Below are 19,789 nucleotides of genomic sequence, written 5' to 3'. Positions count from 1 at the left end.
GACCTCACGAAGGGGATGGCGGAGTGCGTGCGCCAAGCGCGCTTGCGGCGATCGGGAGGAGCCGACTGGTCACCGGCTTTGCCTGCCCGCCCCGTGCGCCTAGGACAGCTTGCCATGACAGTACTTGTACTTCTTGCCGGAGCCGCACGGGCAGGGATCGTTGCGTCCGACCTTGGGAACCGCGTGCAACGGCCTCCGGGCGCCGCTGGTCGTGGTCGGTTCCGCCTCCTGCGCCAGCGCTTCGTCATAACCAGCGTGGTGATATCGGACGTTATGCACCTCGGCGTGTGGCGCGGACTCCTCGACATCCTGCGCACGCACCTGTACGGTCACCAGCAGGCGCGTCACATCGGCTCGCACACTGTCGAGCAAACGCTGAAACAGTTCGAAGGCTTCACGCTTGTATTCCTGTTTGGGATTCTTCTGCGCGTAGCCTCGCAGGTGGATTCCCTGCCGCAGGTGGTCGAGCGCCGCCAGATGCTCTCGCCAATGTGTGTCCAGGCTCTGCAGCATGACATTGCGCTCGAACTGGTGAAAGGTCTCGGCGCCGACGAGCTCGACCTTGGCCGCATAGGACGCGGCAGCCGCATCGACGATTCGCCGCAGCATTTCGCTGTCGCTCAAAGTGGTTTCATTCTTCGACCATTCGACGATCGGCAGCTGCAACTGGAGGTCGGCCGCCAGGGTCTTTTCGAGCCCCGGCAGGTCCCATTGTTCCTCGACGCTGTCGGCCGGAACATGCAGCCGGAAGATGTCGTGCAAGACGCCTTCACGCATCGCCGTGACCGTCTCGGTGATATCCTCGGTTTCCAGAAGTTCGTTACGCTGCGCGTAGATCACTTTGCGCTGATCGTTCGCGACGTCGTCGTATTCGAGCAACTGCTTGCGGATGTCGAAGTTGCGTGCTTCGACCTTGCGCTGCGCCGATTCAAGCGAGCGCGAGACGAGCGGATGTTCGATCGCCTCGCCTTCTGGCATTTTCAGCCGCTCCATGATCGCCTTGAGACGGTCGCCGGCAAAGATGCGGAGCAGCGAGTCGTCGAGTGCGAGGTAGAAGCGCGACGAACCGGGATCGCCCTGGCGGCCCGAGCGCCCACGCAACTGATTGTCGATGCGCCGTGACTCGTGTCGTTCGGAGCCGATGATGTGCAGGCCACCCGCGGCGACGACCTGCTCGTGCAGCTTCTGCCAATCGGCGCGAATCGCCGCAATTCGCGCTTCGCGCTCCGACTGGCCCAGCGTCTCGTCGTCGCGAACCTGCGTGATCAATTTCTCGATGCTGCCGCCGAGAACGATGTCGGTACCCCGGCCGGCCATGTTGGTGGCGATGGTGATCACTCCCGGACGCCCCGCTTCACGGACGATCTCGGCTTCGCGCGCGTGTTGCTTGGCGTTGAGTACCTGGTGAGGCAGTTTCTCGTGCTCGAGCAGCGCCGAAAGCAGTTCCGAGTTCTCGATCGAGGTCGTGCCGACCAACACCGGTTGACCGCGTTCGCGGCAGCCGCGAATGTCGGCGATGATCGCCGCGTGCTTTTCCTTGGCCGTGCGAAAGACCTGATCGTTGTTGTCGGTTCGCCGCATTGGCTGGTTGGTGGGGATGACCACCGTTTCCAGGCCGTAGATCTGCTGGAATTCGTAGGCTTCGGTGTCCGCGGTGCCGGTCATCCCGGAAAGCTTGCTGTACATCCGGAAGTAATTCTGGAAGGTGATCGAGGCGAGAGTCTGGTTCTCGTTCTGGATTCGCACTCCTTCCTTCGCTTCAACCGCCTGGTGCAAACCGTCGGACCAGCGACGACCGGACATCAGCCGGCCGGTAAATTCGTCGACGATGATTACCTCGCCGTTCTGCACCACGTACTGCTGATCGCGCAGAAACAGGTTGTGCGCGCGCAGTGCCGCATACAGGTGGTGAATCATCAGGATATTCGATGCGTCGTAGAGGCTGCCACCGTCGGGAAGCAGGCCCGCCTGCGCCAGGATCTCCTCCGCGTGCTCGTGTCCTTCCTCGGTCATCAGAATCTGATGACCTTTCTCGTCCACCCAGTAGTCGCCGGGACCGTTTTCTTCCGCGCAGCGCTTGAGCAGCGGCGCGACCTTGTTCATGCGCACGTAGAGGTCGGTGTGGTCTTCGGCCTGACCCGAAATGATCAGTGGCGTGCGCGCTTCGTCGATGAGAATCGAGTCCACCTCGTCGACAATCGCAAAGCTGAGCCTGCGCTGCACCCGCTCGCGAGGAGAATAGACCATGTTGTCCCGCAGGTAGTCGAAACCAAACTCGTTGTTCGTACCATAGGTGATGTCTGCGGCATACGCGACCTGCTTTTCGTCATGCGCCATGTGCGTCAGGTTCACGCCGACCGTCAGGCCGAGAAAGCGGTGCAGGCGTCCCATCCACTCGGCGTCACGATTGGCCAGATAGTCATTGACCGTCACCACGTGCACGCCGTTGCCTGACAGCGCATTGAGGTAGGATGCCAGCGTGGCTACCAGCGTTTTTCCCTCGCCGGTGCGCATCTCGGCAATCTTGCCGTCGTGCAGTACCATGCCACCGATCAGCTGGACGTCGAAGTGGCGCATGCCCAGAGTGCGCTTGCCGGCCTCGCGGACGACGGCGAATGCCTCCGGCAGCAATGCATCGAGCGACTCCCCGTCGGCAACGCGCGCCTTGAAAGCGGCCGTCTTGTCGCACAGCGCTGCGTCGGACAATGCGCTGATACCCGCTTCCAGCGCGTTGATCTTGCGGACGACTTGCAGATATTGCTTGATCAGCCGATCATTTCGGCTGCCGAAAATCTTCTTGAGTAGGCCGGAAATCATTCTGGGAACGGTAAAGGAAATTTCGAGTTGACATGGGAACCCCGCCAAGCGGCGGGGTCGTTTCCGCTGTGCAAGCTGGGAAGCAGTTCGGTTTGGGCTGCCGAACTTGTGGAACGACGGGACTTGTACAATTCGTGCGGCGCGCGGCACGGATACTACCCGCAAGACTGAATCGACGCAATTCTGCCGTCGCCGGCGTGCCATCCCCGCATTCATCTGTCGAGGAAAGCACTCGAATTGCTTCCCTCAGGATCGCCCCCGGCACCGGGGATGGTCGAGATTCTGGCCAGCGATCTTGCTCCAAACGTCAAACCGGTCCGTTTCCGGGCCGCCAGCCGTCAGCCCAGCCGCTCGGCGCAAACTCCGGGCACAGTGGAAGTTGGCGCTGGCGCGGTGGCACCAGCCGGCGCCTAGACTCTGGCGCTCACCACGGTGCCAACCGGCGCCACTCCCTGCATGCCGCTGGCGAGGGTCTGCAGGAAATTTGCCAGCGTCGCGTCGTTGGCGCTCGCTCCGAGTACGCCGACGAGGCTTTGGAAACTCTGCTGCAGCGCGCTCAGGCTGGCGGCGTTGCTCGACCCCGACCCGTCGGAAGCCGCCGCAAGCTGCGCGATCAGACTCTGCAAATCGGCCTCGGGATTACGTTGGTGGCGTGCACCTCCCTTGATCGCGGCATCGCTGCCGTCGCTATCGCCGTCGGTGGCGGATACCTGGGTATTTTGGGCATGCAGCGCCGCCAACAGGTGTTGCGTAAACGAGGCCAGCGCCTGCGCCTGATCCGCCGGGGAGGAAGCAATGGAACTGGTCGATATGCCCGAGGCGTTGCCGACACCGATTTTCGCAAGGGACTGGCCTATCGCCTCGGACATCACCGGCCCGGGCGGCGGCCCGACCGTGTGGCCGGCATCCGGGCTGTCTCCGGCATTCGCCACCTGGTCCGGGTTTCTTGCCTGGACGAGCTGCGAAACCCAACTGACCGCGCTCATTATGCCGCCTATGATCATTTGCTTCCTTCCTGGTAGTCATCACTCTCGGCAGCCGATGCCTCGCCTATGGTGGCAGCGCTCGCCGCCACCGGCCAGCGGGCATACGCCGAGTTGCCCAACGCCCTGCCCAGAGTCGGAAGCAATTTTCAGGCCACGATTGTGAGCACCCACTGACCTCGATTGCGCCGTAGAAATGCACTTTCGGCGCGAAGCGCGTCAGTACACTGCGCGTCGCCGTCGGTGTCAGGGGCAAATCGGAAAGACGATCCGGATGTCGAGCGGCAAGATTTGCCGCCAACAGATCGCTTGCGCCGAGCGACGCTTTGCCACCGCCACCGGGCAGATTGCACGCCATTGCGGCAGCAAGCGGACATTCGCGTTGCTGATCAAATGAATGCTGAGCGCCAATGTTCCCGATCGACAGCGATGAGGCCATCAGGCGCAGGTCCGTGCGGCGGCAATGCTTGCCGCTGCGCTGCCGGGGTTTCCTGAGCACGCGATGCTTGTCAGAAACCGGGCATCGGTGCTCTAATCCTTGCATCGCTACAGCTCACTGGAGGAAACAGAAAATGCCGGATTCTCGCTTCAAGCCAATGCCCCGGACCAAGCTCAGAAGAGGCGTCCCTTGTTACCTGCCCAGGATGCAGGAGCACCGTCCGATCGACGTAAATTCGCCGGCACTGGCGGTGATGACCGATTTCCAGCGCGTAACGCCGGTCACGATTTCGCGCGATGCTTCGCTCGATGACGCCAACAAGATCATGGCGCTGTGCCGCGTGCATTATTTGCTGATCGCCGACGAACAAAGGCGCCTGCAGGGAATCGTGACCGAAGCAGGAACCAAGGGCCACCGGCCACTGGCCGTCGCCCATGCGCTGGGCATCCGGCCGAGCGAGCTGGTGGTCGGCAATGTCATGATCAACCAGCATGACGACGTCGAGGTCATGCACTTGCGCGATGTGACGCCGGCACGGGTCGGCAACGTCGTGGCGACCCTCAAGGAACTGGGAACTCCCTATTGTCTGGTGGTAGACCACGACGACGAAGACAACCACGTGCTCTGCGGAATCTTTTCCCTTGCCAGAATCGAGCGTGAATTGGGACTTCTTCCGCAATCGGGGGAAATTGCGCAAACCTTTTCGCAGGTGGTGAGTTCGCTGAGCCACTGAGGCTTTTCTCACTGCCGTCTTTCCGGCCGCCTTCGCGGGGCAGCCCGTCGAATCCGTTCCACAACGGCTGCCGCTGGCCGGCGTCGTGCGCGGCATTCGATCCTCCGCCGACCTGTAGGCAAACGGGAATTAAGGTGACCTTAATCCAGCCTTGCGATCCTGTCTCTTGCAGCCTTTGAGTGCAATCAGACGTTTTTTTTGCGGAAGCGAGCCATGAGCAACCGTAACGAAGCCCCCGAAGTCTCCTTCGACGATCCCGGGCGGCATGGGATGACCCAGCGAGTCACCTGGATCAGCGTGGTGGTAAACATCGGACTCACCATCGGCCAGGTGGTTGCGGGTATCGTTGCGCATTCCCAGGGTTTGATCGCCGACGGTCTGCATTCTCTCTCCGATCTAATCTGCGATTTCCTGGTGCTCTTTGCCGCGCACTACAGCAAGGATCCGGCGGACGAGAGACATCCTTACGGTCATGCCCGAGTCGAGACGATGGCATCGTTCGCGCTCGGAGCGATTCTGGCGGCGACCGGAGCCGGCATCATCTGGGGAGCCGGCGTCAAACTGGAAAACCTTGATAACCTGCCGGCGGTCGAGCCGCTGGCTCTGTGGACAGCGATCCTCGCGCTGGTGGCGAAAGAGGGCTTGTTTCGCTACATGTTGCACATCGGCGAGCGCCTGCGCTCGCCGATGTTGATCGCCAACGCCTGGCATGCCCGCTCCGACGCCGCGTCGTCGCTGGTAGTCGCCCTGGGAATCGTCGGCAACCTGATGGGCTACAACTTCGCCGACTCGGTGGCGGCAGTCATCGTCGGCTTCATGATCGTTCGCATGGGCGTGGTCTTCGCATGGGAAGCCGTCCAGGAGTTGATCGACACCGGGCTATCGGTGGAGGAGGTCGACAGCATCCGGCAAGTGATCATCGACACCCCGGGCGTCAGCAGCCTGCACGAACTGCGCACTCGCCGCATGGCGCACCGTTCGCTGGTTGACGCGCATGTCTGTGTCGATCCCCGGATCAGCGTCTCGGAAGGCCACCGGATCGCCGAAATGACGCGTCGACGGGTGCTTGAAAGCCATTCGTCGGTATCCGACGTGCTCGTGCATGTCGATGTCGAGGATGATCTGGACCATGACATTGATGCCCACGGCACGCCAGGCCGCGACGAGTTGCTGCAACAGTTGCGCCCCTTGCTTGCCGGCCTGCCCGACCCGGAGCGGGTTATCCTGCATTATTTCAGGGGCCGCGTCGAGGCCGAACTCTACCTGCCCCAGCACGCCCTCGGAGATTCCGCCGCAGTCCGCAAAGCGGAAGAAAATCTGGCCCGGTACCTTGCTGGCAAGCCGCTGCTCGGCTCCCTGTCGATCAGCTACGGCCGCCAGATTATCCCGACGGGCGCGCAGCACTGATTCTCGATATCAGCGATCAGACTCCGCCGGGGGTAGCCGAGTCCGCATTCGCAACGCCGCGTGGAGCGGATAGGCGCCTCCTCCGACTCGCTCGCAGCTGATCTCCTGTCGTCGCCCGGGGCGACTATTTCCCCTGCGTTTGCGCTAGTTTCTGTTCGATCTTGGCCATCGGGATCGCGCCTGGAATGCGCTCTCCATCGCTGAAGAAGACCGTCGGCGTACCGTTGATCGCCAGCTTGCGCCCGGTTTCAATCGTCTTCTTGATCGCCGAGGTGTCGCAGTCGCCCTTTCCCCCTGGCGCCTTACCGTCGACCATCCACTCGTACCAGGCCTTCGCGCGGTCACCAGAGCACCAGATCTGGTTGGATTTCTCGAGCGAATCGGGCGACAGGATCGGATAAAGGAAAGTGTAGATCGTCACGTTGTCCAGCTTGGCGATTTCCTTGGCCATTTTCTTGCAGTATCCGCAATTGGGATCCTCGAAGGTCGCGAATACACGTTTGCCGTCGCCCCGCACCTGTTTCACCGCCAGCGCCAGTGGCAAATCCGAAAACTTGATCGCGGTAAGCTTTTGCATCCGCTCGTCGGTCACGTTTTTCATTGTCTTGCCGTCAATCAGCGAGCCCAGCAGCAAGGCGGTGACCTTCTCGTCGGTATATACGATCTGCCCATCGACATAGACCTCGTAGAGCCCGAGATAAGGCGTCTTGCTGACGCTAGTCACGGTGCGCTCGAGCTTGCCTTCCACCGCCTTCTTGACGCTCGCCTCATCGGCGGATGCGGGCAGGCTCAGAGCCGCAACGAGCGCGAGTGGCACAAGTTTTTCATACATTTGCGATTCTCCGGATGAGGGTCAGATGCATCAGAACGCGCCGACGGCGTAGCGCACTAACTGATTCTTTAGGACAGGCAAGGCGTTGGTCAGGTTCATTCCCAGATTTCTCAGGACTCTGACCACAGGGAGTTCCTGTCGAAAGAGTTCGTGCAGCGCGTGCGTCACGGTTTGCATGAGCAGCGTCTCCTCGCGCCGTTCGCGCTGATAGCGGGCCAGCAAACGCGGGTTGCCGATGTCCTGCCATTCCGGAGTGTTCGCCAGCAGGCCGGCCAACACCTTGGCGTCCTGATAACCGAGGTTGATGCCGTGACCAGACAGCGGGTGAATGCCGTGCGCTGCGTCGCCAAGCAATGCGAGCCGCGACCCCGCCGTCCGCGGTACCCGCACCAACCGCAGCGGAAAGGCTGCGGCAGGGGTCAACAAGCGGAGGGCGCCCAACTCGTGTCCGCCCGCCGCAGCCACCTGCGCACAGAGTTCCCCGGCCGGCAGGGCGAGCAGGGCACGGGCGTGGTCGTCCGCCGTAGACCAGACGATCGAAACGCGCTCGCCCGCCAGCGGCAACCAGGCAAGTACGCCGTCGCGGCGAAACCATTGGCGCGCGATTCCGCGATGTGGGCGCTCGCATTCGAAATTGGCAACCAGCCCCATCTCTCCATATGGCTTTTGCATCGCCTGCCAACCAAGCGCTTCGCGTACCCACGAGTCGCGTCCGTCAGCGCCGACCAGCAGTTTGGCGGACAGGGTCCGCAAGTCGCCCAGAGTAAGAACCGCGGCGGCGGGGCCGATCGCCAAGGATTTGGGCGTCGCCGGGCAAAACAGCGAGACGTTGGCCTGCCGCTTGACGCTTTCCCACAGCTCGCAGGCCATCAGCGACGATTCAAGAACCCAGCCCAACTCCGGGAACCCCGCCTCGTAAGCCGAAAAGTCGAGTCGGGCGCCACTGTCACCATGAATCTGCATTGCGCGAATCGGAGCGATGCGCTCGGCGGCCAGATGCTTCCAGGTGCCAATGCCCTGCATAAAATCGGCATTGGCCGGCGAGATCGCATAGACGCGCGCGTCCCAGCCGGCGGCCCGGACGGGCGCACGTTGTTCGAGCAGAGCAACCTTGAGTCGGGTGTCACGCAGCGCACAGGCCAGAGACAGTCCTGCCAGACCGCCACCGACGATCAGTATGTCGAACTCAGTGGCTGACATGCGGAGGTAGTCGGGGAATTGATTCGATTCGCTCGATTGACTCTACGATTTCGCATCGCGCAGAATTCACCAACGCCGCAATGGGGAAGCAAGAGGAAATATCCATCGACACTTTCAACAATCGCCCTGGCCACGGCTATTTCCCGGCCATTGTTCGCACCGAACTCGATTCACCCATAGATGCGCTGGTCGCTTTGTGCGTACCTCGCCGCGAAGCGATGGATCTGGTCGCCGCCTCTTGGCCGCAGAGCGGCGCGTCTTGTCTGCTGGCGACCGTCGATGGCGGTCGCCCGGTGGTCGTCCTGCGCACGCCGCAAGGGCGGTGGGCCGCCTGCAACGCCTTCCTGAACGATCTCTCGGCCACTTGGCAAGACGCTGACCGGCGCCTGCACCAATTGCTCAAACGGCACCGTCATGGATACGTGGCCTGCGTCGGATTTCGACAGGCCGCCGCAAGTACCGGCGGGCAGTCTGAACTCGGGCTGGCGAGCGACTGAGACGATCGCAGCAATTTCCCCTGGCGAACACGCGCTCAGCTCGGGCTCGCCTTGAGGCACTCGCTCATGAACTTCTTACGCTCGTCGCCCTTGAGCTGCTTGCTGCCAGCATCGGCATTGCAGGCTTTCATCTTGTCCTGTTGCGTTGCCGTTGCGGGCTTCGCAGAGAGGCACGAACTCATGAACTGTTTGCGCTCATCGCCTTTCAAACCTTTCTCCGTTGCCTGCCCGCTACAGGCTGCCATCTTTTCCTGCTGCGCCTTCTGGGCGGCCGAGGGTTCCTTCTTTTCATCGGCGGCAAGCGCGCCACCGGCGGCGATGGCAAGAGCGACCAAGGCGATAAAAGCTTTCATCGGAATCTTCTCCTGGGGATTGATATGGTCTGGCGATTAAGCCACTGCTACAGTTCGTCGTCAAGCAGCGCCTGTTGCTGGCGGTTGATGAAATCCCCCATGCTGTCGATGCCGCGCAGCTGCAGGATGCTGTTGCGGACTGCGGCTTCCAGGAGAACGGCGATGTTTCTGCCGGCAGCAACCGGGATGACCACCTTGCGAATCGCCACACCGAGAATCTCCTGAGATTGCGCGTCCAGAGGCAGACGCGGACCGTCGGCGGCACTTAGCGGCCGTTGCAGGTGAGCGATCAACTTGAGTTTCATTTTCCGACGAGATGCCGTTTCGCCGAAAATCGTGCGAATGTTGAGCAGCCCGAGCCCGCGGACTTCGAGATAGTCGCGCAACATGCTCGGACAGCGTCCTTCGATGGTGGTTGGTGCAATGCAGGCCAGTTCGACGACGTCGTCAGCAACCAGGCCATGGCCACGCGAGATCAGCTCCAGCGCCAATTCGCTCTTGCCAACGCCCGAATCGCCGGTGATCAGGACGCCCATGCCGAAAACGTCCATCAAGACGCCGTGCACCGAGGTCGAACCAGCGAGCCGGCGGGACAGATACAATCGCAAGAGTTCGATCACCGCCGAACACGGCTTCGGGCTGACAAATAGCGGCGTCTCCGACTCCTCACAAGCGTCGCGAATCGCCGGCAGGATTTCCAGATCATCGGCAATGATCAGGGCGGGCGGACGAGCGGCCATCAGCTCCTTCACCTGCGAGCGCAGGCGCTCGGGCGTCACCCGATAGCCCCAGGCTTGCTCCGCCCTGCCGATCACCTGTAGCCGCTGTGGATGGATCATGTTGAGGTGACCAACGACGTCAGCGCCGAAATAGCCCTGTTCCTTGAGTTCGATGGGTCGGTCGACACCGACGGCGATGATCCAGGACAGCTTCAGCTTGTCACGATGATCCTCGTAAAGCTGCACCACACTGGATTGATGCGAAGTGCTCATGCTTCGTCAGCGAAAATCTGGCGAATGGCTTTCGGGCTGGCCGCCTGGGCCAGCGCTTCGCGACACTTGCGATCAGAAAAGTGTTGTGCCAGCTCGGAAAGAATCTGCAGGTGCTGCTCGGTCGCCACCTCGGGGACGAGCAGGACAAACAAGAGCGAAACCGGCTTGCCATCGGGAGAATCGAAGGGCACCGGAACGGCAAGGCGCACGAAGGCGCCCATGGCCTGCGCGAGTCCCCTGATTCGACCATGCGGAATCGCCACACCCTGACCCAGCCCAGTGGATCCGAGTTTCTCCCGCGCAAACAGACTATCGAAAACCGTACTGCGGGCGATACCAAGATAGTTTTCGAAAAGCAACCCCACGTGTTCAAAAACGCGCTTCTTGCTGCTCGCTTCGAGATCGAGAAGGATGTTTTCCATGGGTAGTAGTTGGGTAATCTGGCTCATGCGACGAGAATCCGAAAAGGCGGACGTGGATCAATACAAGAAAGCGCACGGCCGACGCGCCACGCGGCACGTGCGCGGGCCGCTGTCACTCGGCAACGATGTGATCGGTGATCTTGTTTCCGCGATGATGATCCTGCAGCTTCTGCTTGTATTTCTGGACCTGCCGCTCGAGCTTGTCTACCAGACCATCGACCGCCGCGTAAAGGTCCTCGTCGACCGATTCCACGTAAACATCCTTGCCAGCGAGATGAACGGTCACTTCAGCCTTCTGGTTCAGCTTGTCCACCGACAGAATCACACTCACGTCAATCACATTGTCGAAATGACGGGTGATCCGCTCGAGCTTGCCGGTCACGTAATCGCGGAGTGCCGGCGTGATCTCGAGATGGTGTCCACTGACTTGCAGGTTCATGATGTGGCTCCTTATTAAATGGACTTGCGTAAATTGACCGGCGGGATATTGAGCGCTTCACGGTATTTTGCAATTGTTCGCCGTGCAACGACAATGCCCTGCTGGCCAAGGACCTCGGATATCTGGCTATCCGAGAGAGGCTTCGTCGGCTCTTCTGCACTGATCATCTGCTTGATCAGCGCGCGTATGGCGGTTGCGGAACATGCCCCACCAGCTTCCGTGCCAACATGGCTGCCAAAGAAATACTTCAATTCAAAGATCCCGCGTGGCGTCGCCATGTATTTCTGAGTGGTGACACGCGAAATGGTCGATTCGTGCAGTCCCAGTGCCTCGGCGATTTCGCGCAGGATCAGCGGCCGCATGGCGACTTCACCGTGGTCCAGGAACTGGCGCTGCCGTTCCACGATAGCCTGCGCCACCCGCAGGATCGTGTCAAACCGCTGTTGCACGTTTCTGATCAGCCAACGTGCTTCCTGAAGCTGGCCGGCCAGACCCGAACCGCGTTGTCTGGACAGGATCTGCGCATACAGGCTGTTGATGCGCAAGCGCGGCAACGCGTCGGAATTGACACTTACCGACCACTGGCCTCGCGTCTTCCTTACGAGAACGTCAGGGGTGATATAGCGTGTGTCCGATGGCGCGTACGTGGCGCCTGGTCGCGGATTCAGGCTGCAGATCAGGACGTGCGCGGCGCGCAAAGCGGTCTCATCGCAGCCCGTGAGCTTCCTGAGTTTGGGGAAATCGTGGCTGGCCAGGAGTTCCAGGTGGTTACCGACGATCTCGCGCGCAAGAGCGTTGGCTTGCCCGGCAGGCAATACCTCCAATTGCAGCAGTAGACACTCCTGGGCAGTACGTGCACCGACTCCGGTCGGATCGAGATGCTGCAAGTGTTTGAGTGCGATCTGCAGTTCCTCGGGTACGATGTCCAGTTCCCCGGGCATCACCTCGGCGAGCTCATCGAGCGACTGCGTCAGATAGCCGTCGTCGTCTAGTGCCTCGATCAGACATCGCACCAGCACGCGGTCCCGCTCGGACAGGGTCATCAATCCGATCTGCCACAGCAAGTGTTCGCGGAGCGAGACGGTCGCCGCCTGAACATCCTGATAGTCGCTTTCCTCGTCGTCGTCGAACGACCCGGACGAGCCATTGGCTACCGGCTGGTCCTGCAGCCAGCTTTCTTCGTCGGACGCGGTGCGCTCTCCGGGTGTTTCGCCAACACTCGCCTCCGTAACGACTTCCTGTTCACCATCAGTGCGCATCGTCGTGGGAAAAGGGTATTCCTCTTCCCTTTCGAGCAACGGGTTTTCCAGCAGATACCTCTCCAGCTCGTGCTCGAGTTCAATTGTCGACAGTTGCAGCAATCGAATCGATTGCTGCAATTGCGGAGTCAGCGCAAGGTGCTGCGAGAGCCTGAGCTGGAGGGATGGTTTCATCTACGGAACCGGGTAAGCTGCCGCATTGACATGGGAAACTGCCCGTATGGTTCTCGAATTATGACGGAAGGGCCGGCAGGTTCAGAGGCGGAAATTCTCGCCCAAATAGACCTTTCGCACATTTTCATTATAAATGATTTCCTCCGGCCGGCCAGCCGCAAGCACCTTGCCCTCATTGATGATGTAGGCGTGGTCGCAGATACCCAGCGTTTCACGGACGTTGTGGTCGGTGATCAGGACGCCGATTCCGCGCTCTTTGAGGAAGCGGATGATCTTCTGGATGTCGAGCACGGCAATCGGGTCCACCCCGGCGAAAGGCTCGTCGAGCAGAATGAAACGAGGTCCACTGGCGAGAGCGCGCGCAATTTCAACACGACGCCGCTCGCCGCCGGATAGCGAAGTCGCCGGGCTGGCACGAAGATGACTGATGTGGAGTTCGGCCAGCAGGTCTTCGGTTCGACCGTCGATTTCGTCCGCCGACAATGGTTGCAGTTCGAGCACTGCGCGAATGTTCTCACTGACCGTCAGCTTGCGAAAAACGGATGCTTCCTGGGGCAAGTACGACACTCCCAGCCGGGCACGTTTGTGGATCGGCAGGTGCGTAAGTTGCACACCGTCGAGATGCACGTCACCACCATCGCACCCGACCAAGCCGACCACCATGTAAAAGCAGGTGGTCTTGCCGGCTCCGTTTGGGCCGAGCAAACCGACCACCTCGCCGCTGACCACTTCGAAGGAAACGTCATGTACCACGGTGCGGGACTTGTAGCGCTTGTAGAGATGGCGGGTTGACAGTGTGCTCAGCGTCTCGGACATCGGCTTACTCGTCTTCAATAGGGGTGCGCAGCAAGCGCCGGATGGTATCAGCAGAAAAGCCGCGGGCGGCCAGGAAGCGTATCTGCCGGGAAAGTTCGGCAGCGTCACCGGGAGCGGCAGCCTGACTGCCGAAACGCCTCTGCCAGATTCGGCGCGCGCGCGTCATTTCGCTTTCGCCGGCAGCCAGAGCGTCGCCAACCAGTTCATCCGAAACGCCCCGGGCACGCAGCTCGTAAGCAACGCGCGCGTCACCATAGCGCGCAGCGCGCGAGGCGTATCGGGCCGCCACGTAACGCTCGTCCGCTAGCCAGCCCCTGTCGGTGAGTTCGTCGAGCAGACCTTGCAACTGCTCCGCCGATTCGGCGAGGGGAGCGAGTTTGCGCGATATCTCCTGGCGCGTGTGCTCGCGGCCGGCGAGGAGGCGCAGGGCCCTATCGCGCAAGACGTCGCCCACCGCCCCGCACTTTACGAGGGGGCAATTGCCGCCGGCAACGGGACCTTCACCGCTGCCCGGATCCTCGCCTCGATCTCCTGCGCAATGTGCGGCTTGCTCCGGAGATACTCGCGGGCATTATCCTTGCCTTGACCTATCTTCTCACCGTTGTAGGCGTACCAGGATCCGGACTTGTCGACCAGTTTGTGCAGCACCCCGAGTTCGATGATCTCCCCTTCGCGGGAAGTGCCTTCGCCATAAAGGATGTCGAAGATGGCTTCACGGAAGGGCGGAGCAACCTTGTTCTTGACCACCTTTACCCGTGTTTCGTTGCCGATCACTTCGTCGCCTTTCTTGATGCTGCCGATGCGACGAATGTCCAGGCGCACCGAAGCGTAGAACTTCAGGGCGTTGCCACCGGTGGTGGTTTCCGGGTTGCCGAACATGACGCCGATCTTCATGCGAATCTGGTTGATGAAAATCACCAGCGTATTGGTGCGGTTGATATTCGCCGTCAACTTGCGCAGTGCCTGGCTCATCAGACGAGCCTGCAGGCCGGGCAGCGAATCGCCCATTTCGCCCTCGATTTCCGCCTTGGGAACGAGTGCCGCCACCGAATCGATCACCACCACGTCGACGCTGGCCGAGCGCACCAGCATGTCGGCGATCTCGAGAGCCTGTTCGCCGGTGTCCGGCTGGGAGATCAGCAGATCATCAAGGTTGACGCCGAGCTTTTGGGCATAGGCAGGATCGAGCGCATGCTCGGCATCAACGAAGGCGGCCGTGCCACCGAGTTTCTGCATTTCGGCAATCACCTGCAGGGTCAGTGTCGTCTTGCCAGAGGATTCCGGACCATAAATCTCGACCACTCGGCCGCGTGGCAGACCCCCAATGCCAAGAGCAATGTCTAGCCCGAGCGAACCGGTGGAAACCACCGGAACGTCGCTCACCACGCTGCCTTCGCCCATCCTCATGATCGCGCCCTTGCCGAACTGCTTCTCGATCTGGGCCAACGCGGCAGCCAGCGCCTTCGACTTGTTATCGTCCATCCTTGCCTTTCCTTGATTTAGAGGAATTATCCCACGTTCGACCATACTCAAGATGCCCGCATCGGCACCTGTTCAGATACTGAAATTATATACAGTATCTGAACAATGGCACGCCCCCGGGCAGCGTGACAACAGCGCCGAACTCCGCCCCCATCAACGTTCAGGCCAGACGCCGCCCTGCCCGCACCAGCATCCCGCCCAGGGCATGCGCAACCGCCTGTGCGCGAATCGCCCGGCGATCACCGCAAAAGTGCCGAGTGACAGTGTCGATGCGTCCTTCCTTCTCCGCCCAGGCGAAGCAGACGGTACCGACAGGCTTGTCTGGAGATCCCCCTCCCGGCCCAGCCACGCCGGTAATCGCCAGTGCCCAATCGGCACGGCTGTGACGCAATGCGCCCGACGCCATTGCCGCGGCAGTCGCCTCACTGACCGCGCCGTGTATTGCCAGGGTGTCGGCAGAAACTTCGAGGAGTTCGATCTTCGCCTCGTTCGAATAGCAGATGAAACCGCACTCAAACCAGTTCGAACTACCGGCGACTGCCGTCAGACACTGCCCCACCCAACCTCCGGTGCAGGATTCCGCGGTGACAAGACGCTCGTCATTCACCGACAGGAGTTCGCCGACGGCGGCGGCGAGGCTTTCGAGCGCCGGTTGCTCGTAAGGATTCATGCCAGAGCAAAGCGCGCGATCGCCAGGATGAGCAGCGTGTATGCAGCCGCCACCAGGTCATCGCACATCACGCCAACACCATTCTTGTGCATTTCGTCAAAATAGCGCGCGGGTTGTGGCTTCACGATGTCAAGAATGCGGAATAGACAGAAAGCCGCCAGCTGCCATGGCCAGGATCCCGGGCAAAGCAGGAGCACCAGCCAGAACGGAACGATCTCGTCCCAGACAATGCTGCCGTGGTCGACAACTCCGAGATCGGATCCTGTCCGGTGTACCGCGAGAACCCCGCCGACGAAGCAGACGACCAGCAAACCGATTATCTCGAAGTCGCTCAACCATAGACGCAGCAGCGGAAACGAAGCCCACGCGAAAAGAGTGCCCATGGTTCCAGGCGCCAGGGGTGACAGGCCACTGCCGAAACCGCAGGCGACCAGATGTGCCGGATGTGCCAGCAGGAAGCGGATCGAAGGAGGGTTAGCCAAAGTGGTCGAATCCCTTTTCGTCGATGGTCAGCGGTCGCCCGATCTCGTCCAACACGCGCAGGCAACCCGGGGCGCCGCCGACGACGTGACCAAAACGCCAGAGTGGCACCGCCACCTCACTTGCCAGCGCAGCGAGCTCGGCACGCCGGTTTGCGGGGGCGGAAAAGACCAGTTCGTAGTCGTCCCCGCCGGCGAGCTGACACCGGCGAGCCAGCACCGGGTCCACTGCCGCGGGCAACGGTGGCAGCTTGGCGACGAAGATTTCGGCGCCCAACGCGGAGCGCTCGAGAATATGACCGAGATCGGCGAGCAGGCCGTCCGATACGTCGATCGCTGCGTGCGCGAGGTCACGCAGCCTCAGCCCGAGTTCAACGCGTGCCTGCGGCTGCTGCAGCGCAGCCAGAAAGCGCTCGGCGAGCGGCCCGGGCAGCCGCGTCCGGCCCTGCAGATGGGCCAGAGCCAGTGCCGCGAGCCCCGGCTGGCCGGACACCCAGAGGTCGTCACCAGGCACAGCCCGGTCGCGACGCAGTGCCTTGCCAGCGGGAACCTCGCCGATCGCGGTCAGACAGAAATTGAATGAACCACGCGTCGTATCGCCGCCAACCAGATCCACGTCGTAGCGCCTGGCGCAGGCAAAAAGCCCTTCCGCAAAGGCAGCGATCCAGGATTCGCGTGCCTCGGGCAGGCTGCCGGCGAGCAAGGCCCAGCGCGGCCGGGCTCCCATCGCGGCGAGGTCCGACAGATTGACTGCCAGCGCTTTCCAGCCCAACTGCCCGGGGTCGGTATCGGGCAGAAAATGCGTACCGGCAACCAGCATGTCGGTAGTGATTGCCAGTTGCATTCCTGGCGATGGGACAAGCAAGGCGCAATCGTCCCCAGGGCCGAGGACTGCCTGCGGCGTCGGCCTCGAAAAATGACGTTTGATCAGCTCGAATTCGCTGGCCATCGCCACTTCCCTAGCGAACCAGCCCAGCCAGCGCCGGCAGGAAATTCATGGCGCCGCTGCTCAACGGTTTCCGCCACGCGCTGCATGCCGGGCCGCAACCTCGGCCGGCCGCAGTTTGGCGGCAAGTCGGTCAAGAACACCGTTGACGTACTTGTGACCGTCGGTGCCACCATATCCCTTGGTCAGTTCGATCGATTCGTTGATGATGACCCGATAGGGAGTATGGAGATGATTGCCCAGTTCGAAAGCCCCGGCCAGCAAGACGCAAGCTTCGACCGGCGACAACTCCCCGAAGGGACGATCGAGGCAGGACTGGAGTTGCCCTTCAAGCGTCGCTTGCTGAGCGAGAACACCGCGCAGCAGGCCGGTGAAGAATTCCCGGTCGACTTTGTCGAAACCCTCGATATCGCGCAGATGCGCTTCGATCGCAGCTTCGTCATTGGCACTCATCCGCCACTGGTAGAGCCCCTGCAGAACGAACTCGCGCGCTCGTCGGCGGGGCGATCTCGGTGCCCCTGGCCTGGGTGCCGGTGCCGAGGTGGATTTCCCTGATGTCATGTAATCTCCGCAAGTGAACGCAGGAGATTGGCGATCTCGACGGCCGCCTGCGCACAGTCGGACCCCTTCTGCTGCATGCGGGCGAGCGCCTGATCGTCGTCTTCACAGGTGAGAACACCGTTGGCGATCGGTATGCCGCTCTCCAGTTGAACTTCCATCAAGGCTCGACAGGAGTCATTGGCGACGATCTCGAAGTGATAGGTTTCACCGCGGATCACTGCACCCAGCGCGATCAGCGCGTCGAAGCGAGCACTGCGCGCCATCGCCCGCAGCGCCAGGGGAAGCTCCAGAGCACCCGGGACGGTTGCAATACGGATGTCGCCTTCGGCCACGCCAAGGCGTTTCAGTTCGCCGGTGCAGGCACTGAGCAAGCCTTCGCCGATGTCCTGATTGAAGCGGCTCATGACGATTCCGATCTTCATGCCGTCGCCGCTGAGCACGATATCGTACTCGCGGATGTTCGCGTAGCGCGCCTGAGAAGGCGACTCCGACAATTTTTTCTGATTTCCCATTACAGTCTTTCCAGGTCGGCCGGCGTCGCGATGTGGCCGGTCACCTCGAGATCAAAGCCCGTCACGCTCGGCATTCGCCGCGGACTCGAGAGGAGTCTCATCTTGCCGACCCCGAGATCGCGCAGGATCTGGGCACCGATGCCGTAGGTGCGGGGATCCCAGCGCGTTGCCGGGCGCTTGGCGGCCACCGGTTCGCGCAGTATCGCGAGCAGATCCTGACCGCTTTCGGGACGGTGCAGGAGGACGATGACACCGGCTTCCACCCTTGCCAGAGCGGCCTGCGCAACATTGAGCGGGAAGGTATGCCTGCCACCACCCGGATCAAGGAAATCGACTACCGAGAGCGGCTCATGCACACGTACCAGCGTCTCCCGATCAGGGCGAATGTCGCCCTTGGTCAGCACCAGATGCACTTCGTTCGAGGTACAGTCGGTATAGGCATGCAGCATCAATTCGCCATGCGGAGACTGCACCGTCTTCGACAGCGTACGCTCGATCAAGGTCTCGTGCCGGCTGCGATAATGGATCAGATCGGTGATGGTGCCAATCTTGAGCTGGTGCGCCCGAGCAAACTCGACCAGGTCGCCGAGGCGCGCCATGCTGCCATCTTCCCGGAGGATTTCGCAGATCACTGCCGCCGGTTCGAGGCCTGCCAAGAGCGCCAGGTCGCAGCCAGCCTCGGTGTGACCGGCGCGAACCAGGACACCGCCGGGTCGCGCCATGATCGGGAATACGTGTCCAGGCTGCACGATGTCATCCGGCCGAGCGTTCCTGGCCACCGCCGCCTGGATCGTCAAGGCGCGGTCGTGTGCCGAAATGCCGGTGGTCACGCCTTCGGCAGCCTCGATCGAGACCGTGAAAGCCGTGCTGTAGGGGCTCTTGTTGTCACGCGCCATCTGCGTGAGCCCCAACTGCCGGCAGCGCACCTCCGTCAGCGTCAGACAGATCAGACCCCGCCCGAAGCGCGCCATGAAGTTGATCGCTTCGGGCGTGACGTGCTCGGCAGCCAGAATCAGGTCGCCCTCGTTTTCGCGGTCCTCTTCGTCCACCAGAACAACCATGCGCCCCGAGCGCATTTCGACGATGATTTCCTCGATCGGCGAGACATCGACAGATGTGGGTGCCATTTATCTCTCCTCCCGTCGGTACACCCGCGTGCCAGGTGCGCCCGACAGATTGTCGTTTGGGAATCGCTTGCAACTGCCGACGTCCAGCAATATTGGCGTGCCGATCGGACGAAAGCAGATCACCGCGCATTCTGCAAAAGCCGGATTCTCTCAGTTTACGGGTTTGACCGCCATGCGTCGCCGTATCTCGGCGTCAGCCCGGTGACCGATGCGCTCACCTCGCCACGGCAATGCGATCGCCCATAGCTTCGGACATTCGTTTTATCATGATGATGCGGATATCCCTGCGACACCGTCCAAGCGACGCAATGGTGGCGTCTCCCGACGAGTTCAGGTGGTTTGGATGACAGTCAGCGCGAAGGACTTTCCATGTCAGTGAGTGAATTATTGCTGTTGATCGCAGTAGGTGCGCTGGTAGCCGTTGTCGCGCTGCGCTTCTTCAAGGCTCACGCGTCTGCCAACAAGAGAGTGGATCACGAAGCAAGCGATCGACTCGTCACCGAGGCGAAGAACGAGGCGGCAGAGCATGCCGTTCGCCCTGAGGCCGAACGCAGAGCCGCCGAGGACGCCGCCCGCCGTGAGGCCGAGCGCAAGGCCGCCGAGGACGCCGCCCGCCGTGAGGCCGAGCGCAAGGCCGCCGAGGACGCCG

At 61.5% G+C, this 19,789-nt stretch carries 22 protein-coding genes; 4 read left to right on the top strand and 18 right to left on the bottom strand.

Annotation, left to right across the window (positions count from 1 at the left end; translation table 11 throughout):
- Window positions 1-99 precede the first annotated feature (99 nt).
- Both secA and NFV80_RS12910 read right to left on the bottom strand, forming a co-directional pair.
- Complete coding sequence (gene secA / locus NFV80_RS12915) at window positions 100-2,817, bottom strand: preprotein translocase subunit SecA (RefSeq protein WP_295324918.1); 2,718 nt, start codon at window positions 2,815-2,817, stop codon at window positions 100-102.
- A 410-nt stretch (window positions 2,818-3,227) separates the two neighbouring features.
- Complete coding sequence (locus NFV80_RS12910; protein WP_296758927.1) at window positions 3,228-3,821, bottom strand: hypothetical protein; 594 nt, start codon at window positions 3,819-3,821, stop codon at window positions 3,228-3,230.
- A gap of 551 nt (window positions 3,822-4,372) precedes the next feature.
- Here NFV80_RS12910 and NFV80_RS12905 point away from each other — a divergent pair.
- Both NFV80_RS12905 and NFV80_RS12900 read left to right on the top strand, forming a co-directional pair.
- The gene (locus NFV80_RS12905) at window positions 4,373-4,972 is read left to right on the top strand and encodes a CBS domain-containing protein (protein ID WP_295324911.1); all 600 of its coding nucleotides are present in this window, start codon (window positions 4,373-4,375) and stop codon (window positions 4,970-4,972) included.
- Between the two features lie 213 nt (window positions 4,973-5,185).
- A complete protein-coding gene (locus NFV80_RS12900) occupies window positions 5,186-6,379 on the top strand; it encodes a cation diffusion facilitator family transporter (protein WP_295324909.1) in 1,194 nt (397 codons plus the stop codon).
- Between the two features lie 124 nt (window positions 6,380-6,503).
- Here the strand turns inward: NFV80_RS12900 and NFV80_RS12895 are convergent, their stop codons facing one another.
- Both NFV80_RS12895 and NFV80_RS12890 read right to left on the bottom strand, forming a co-directional pair.
- On the bottom strand, window positions 6,504-7,211 hold the full coding sequence (locus NFV80_RS12895; protein WP_295324906.1) for a DsbC family protein: 708 nt from the start codon (window positions 7,209-7,211) through the stop codon (window positions 6,504-6,506).
- 30 nt (window positions 7,212-7,241) lie between these two features.
- The gene (locus NFV80_RS12890) at window positions 7,242-8,411 is read right to left on the bottom strand and encodes a UbiH/UbiF family hydroxylase (protein ID WP_295324903.1); all 1,170 of its coding nucleotides are present in this window, start codon (window positions 8,409-8,411) and stop codon (window positions 7,242-7,244) included.
- A gap of 80 nt (window positions 8,412-8,491) precedes the next feature.
- On the opposite strand from NFV80_RS12890, the gene NFV80_RS12885 reads away from it, so the two are divergent.
- Window positions 8,492-8,908, top strand: a complete 417-nt coding sequence (locus NFV80_RS12885; protein ID WP_295324901.1) for a hypothetical protein — start codon at window positions 8,492-8,494, stop codon at window positions 8,906-8,908.
- Window positions 8,909-8,943: 35 nt separating this feature from the next.
- Here the strand turns inward: NFV80_RS12885 and NFV80_RS12880 are convergent, their stop codons facing one another.
- The 14 genes from NFV80_RS12880 to ribBA all read right to left on the bottom strand — a co-directional run bounded on the left by NFV80_RS12880 (window position 8,944) and on the right by ribBA (window position 19,140).
- On the bottom strand, window positions 8,944-9,261 hold the full coding sequence (locus NFV80_RS12880) for a PsiF family protein (protein WP_295324898.1): 318 nt from the start codon (window positions 9,259-9,261) through the stop codon (window positions 8,944-8,946).
- Between the two features lie 47 nt (window positions 9,262-9,308).
- Window positions 9,309-10,253 carry an HPr(Ser) kinase/phosphatase gene (hprK, locus tag NFV80_RS12875; RefSeq protein WP_295324895.1) on the bottom strand — a complete coding sequence of 315 codons (945 nt, stop codon included), beginning with the start codon at window positions 10,251-10,253 and terminating at the stop codon, window positions 9,309-9,311.
- A complete protein-coding gene (gene ptsN, locus NFV80_RS12870; RefSeq protein ID WP_295324892.1) occupies window positions 10,250-10,702 on the bottom strand; it encodes a PTS IIA-like nitrogen regulatory protein PtsN in 453 nt (150 codons plus the stop codon). Before ptsN ends, hprK begins: the two co-directional genes overlap by 4 nt.
- Before the next feature lie 85 nt (window positions 10,703-10,787).
- On the bottom strand, window positions 10,788-11,114 hold the full coding sequence (raiA, locus tag NFV80_RS12865) for a ribosome-associated translation inhibitor RaiA (protein WP_295324889.1): 327 nt from the start codon (window positions 11,112-11,114) through the stop codon (window positions 10,788-10,790).
- Window positions 11,115-11,128: 14 nt separating this feature from the next.
- Window positions 11,129-12,547: an RNA polymerase factor sigma-54 gene (locus NFV80_RS12860; RefSeq protein ID WP_295324886.1), complete on the bottom strand. Its 1,419-nt coding sequence runs from the start codon at window positions 12,545-12,547 to the stop codon at window positions 11,129-11,131.
- A gap of 81 nt (window positions 12,548-12,628) precedes the next feature.
- On the bottom strand, window positions 12,629-13,363 hold the full coding sequence (gene lptB, locus NFV80_RS12855) for an LPS export ABC transporter ATP-binding protein (protein ID WP_295324883.1): 735 nt from the start codon (window positions 13,361-13,363) through the stop codon (window positions 12,629-12,631).
- 4 nt (window positions 13,364-13,367) lie between these two features.
- Window positions 13,368-13,805: a recombination regulator RecX gene (gene recX, locus NFV80_RS12850; RefSeq protein ID WP_295324880.1), complete on the bottom strand. Its 438-nt coding sequence runs from the start codon at window positions 13,803-13,805 to the stop codon at window positions 13,368-13,370.
- Window positions 13,806-13,828: 23 nt separating this feature from the next.
- Window positions 13,829-14,845: a recombinase RecA gene (recA, locus tag NFV80_RS12845; protein WP_296758919.1), complete on the bottom strand. Its 1,017-nt coding sequence runs from the start codon at window positions 14,843-14,845 to the stop codon at window positions 13,829-13,831.
- A 160-nt stretch (window positions 14,846-15,005) separates the two neighbouring features.
- Window positions 15,006-15,515 (bottom strand): CinA family protein, encoded by a 510-nt coding sequence (locus tag NFV80_RS12840; protein WP_295324874.1) that lies wholly within the window; start codon window positions 15,513-15,515, stop codon window positions 15,006-15,008.
- On the bottom strand, window positions 15,512-15,997 hold the full coding sequence (locus tag NFV80_RS12835; RefSeq protein WP_295324872.1) for a phosphatidylglycerophosphatase A: 486 nt from the start codon (window positions 15,995-15,997) through the stop codon (window positions 15,512-15,514). The genes NFV80_RS12840 and NFV80_RS12835 overlap by 4 nt, the downstream gene beginning before the upstream one ends.
- Window positions 15,990-16,943 (bottom strand): thiamine-phosphate kinase, encoded by a 954-nt coding sequence (gene thiL / locus NFV80_RS12830; protein WP_295324868.1) that lies wholly within the window; start codon window positions 16,941-16,943, stop codon window positions 15,990-15,992. The genes NFV80_RS12835 and thiL overlap by 8 nt, the downstream gene beginning before the upstream one ends.
- Window positions 16,944-17,003: 60 nt before the next feature.
- Entirely contained in the window at window positions 17,004-17,501 is a 498-nt protein-coding gene (gene nusB, locus NFV80_RS12825; protein WP_295324865.1) for a transcription antitermination factor NusB, read from the bottom strand.
- Window positions 17,498-18,013 (bottom strand): 6,7-dimethyl-8-ribityllumazine synthase, encoded by a 516-nt coding sequence (gene ribH / locus NFV80_RS12820; protein WP_296758915.1) that lies wholly within the window; start codon window positions 18,011-18,013, stop codon window positions 17,498-17,500. Before ribH ends, nusB begins: the two co-directional genes overlap by 4 nt.
- Window positions 18,013-19,140, bottom strand: a complete 1,128-nt coding sequence (gene ribBA, locus NFV80_RS12815) for a bifunctional 3,4-dihydroxy-2-butanone-4-phosphate synthase/GTP cyclohydrolase II (protein WP_295324859.1) — start codon at window positions 19,138-19,140, stop codon at window positions 18,013-18,015. Before ribBA ends, ribH begins: the two co-directional genes overlap by 1 nt.
- Window positions 19,141-19,479: 339 nt before the next feature.
- On the opposite strand from ribBA, the gene NFV80_RS12810 reads away from it, so the two are divergent.
- Window positions 19,480-19,789: hypothetical protein (locus NFV80_RS12810; RefSeq protein WP_296758912.1), on the top strand; the 310-nt coding region annotated here is incomplete at its 3' end.

This window comes from Accumulibacter sp., from assembly GCF_023806565.1.
In the GTDB taxonomy this organism is placed as follows: Bacteria; Pseudomonadota; Gammaproteobacteria; order Burkholderiales; family Rhodocyclaceae; genus Accumulibacter.
Note: the sequence above shows the minus strand (reverse complement) of the source record. Positions and strands in the feature narration are given on the sequence as shown.

Excerpts from the sequence above, each read along its gene's own strand:
- secA (WP_295324918.1), bottom strand. The coding sequence starts at position 2,817 with ATGATTTCCGGCCTACTCAAGAAGATTTTCGGCAGCCGAAATGATCGG.
- NFV80_RS12910 (WP_296758927.1), bottom strand. The coding sequence starts at position 3,821 with ATGATCATAGGCGGCATAATGAGCGCGGTCAGTTGGGTTTCGCAGCTC.
- NFV80_RS12905 (WP_295324911.1), top strand. The coding sequence starts at position 4,373 with ATGCCGGATTCTCGCTTCAAGCCAATGCCCCGGACCAAGCTCAGAAGA.
- NFV80_RS12900 (WP_295324909.1), top strand. The coding sequence starts at position 5,186 with ATGAGCAACCGTAACGAAGCCCCCGAAGTCTCCTTCGACGATCCCGGG.
- NFV80_RS12895 (WP_295324906.1), bottom strand. The coding sequence starts at position 7,211 with ATGTATGAAAAACTTGTGCCACTCGCGCTCGTTGCGGCTCTGAGCCTG.
- NFV80_RS12890 (WP_295324903.1), bottom strand. The coding sequence starts at position 8,411 with ATGTCAGCCACTGAGTTCGACATACTGATCGTCGGTGGCGGTCTGGCA.
- NFV80_RS12885 (WP_295324901.1), top strand. The coding sequence starts at position 8,492 with ATGGGGAAGCAAGAGGAAATATCCATCGACACTTTCAACAATCGCCCT.
- NFV80_RS12880 (WP_295324898.1), bottom strand. The coding sequence starts at position 9,261 with ATGAAAGCTTTTATCGCCTTGGTCGCTCTTGCCATCGCCGCCGGTGGC.
- hprK (WP_295324895.1), bottom strand. The coding sequence starts at position 10,253 with ATGAGCACTTCGCATCAATCCAGTGTGGTGCAGCTTTACGAGGATCAT.
- ptsN (WP_295324892.1), bottom strand. The coding sequence starts at position 10,702 with ATGAGCCAGATTACCCAACTACTACCCATGGAAAACATCCTTCTCGAT.
- raiA (WP_295324889.1), bottom strand. The coding sequence starts at position 11,114 with ATGAACCTGCAAGTCAGTGGACACCATCTCGAGATCACGCCGGCACTC.
- NFV80_RS12860 (WP_295324886.1), bottom strand. The coding sequence starts at position 12,547 with ATGAAACCATCCCTCCAGCTCAGGCTCTCGCAGCACCTTGCGCTGACT.
- lptB (WP_295324883.1), bottom strand. The coding sequence starts at position 13,363 with ATGTCCGAGACGCTGAGCACACTGTCAACCCGCCATCTCTACAAGCGC.
- recA (WP_296758919.1), bottom strand. The coding sequence starts at position 14,845 with ATGGACGATAACAAGTCGAAGGCGCTGGCTGCCGCGTTGGCCCAGATC.
- NFV80_RS12840 (WP_295324874.1), bottom strand. The coding sequence starts at position 15,515 with ATGAATCCTTACGAGCAACCGGCGCTCGAAAGCCTCGCCGCCGCCGTC.
- thiL (WP_295324868.1), bottom strand. The coding sequence starts at position 16,943 with ATGGCCAGCGAATTCGAGCTGATCAAACGTCATTTTTCGAGGCCGACG.
- nusB (WP_295324865.1), bottom strand. The coding sequence starts at position 17,501 with ATGACATCAGGGAAATCCACCTCGGCACCGGCACCCAGGCCAGGGGCA.
- ribH (WP_296758915.1), bottom strand. The coding sequence starts at position 18,013 with ATGGGAAATCAGAAAAAATTGTCGGAGTCGCCTTCTCAGGCGCGCTAC.
- ribBA (WP_295324859.1), bottom strand. The coding sequence starts at position 19,140 with ATGGCACCCACATCTGTCGATGTCTCGCCGATCGAGGAAATCATCGTC.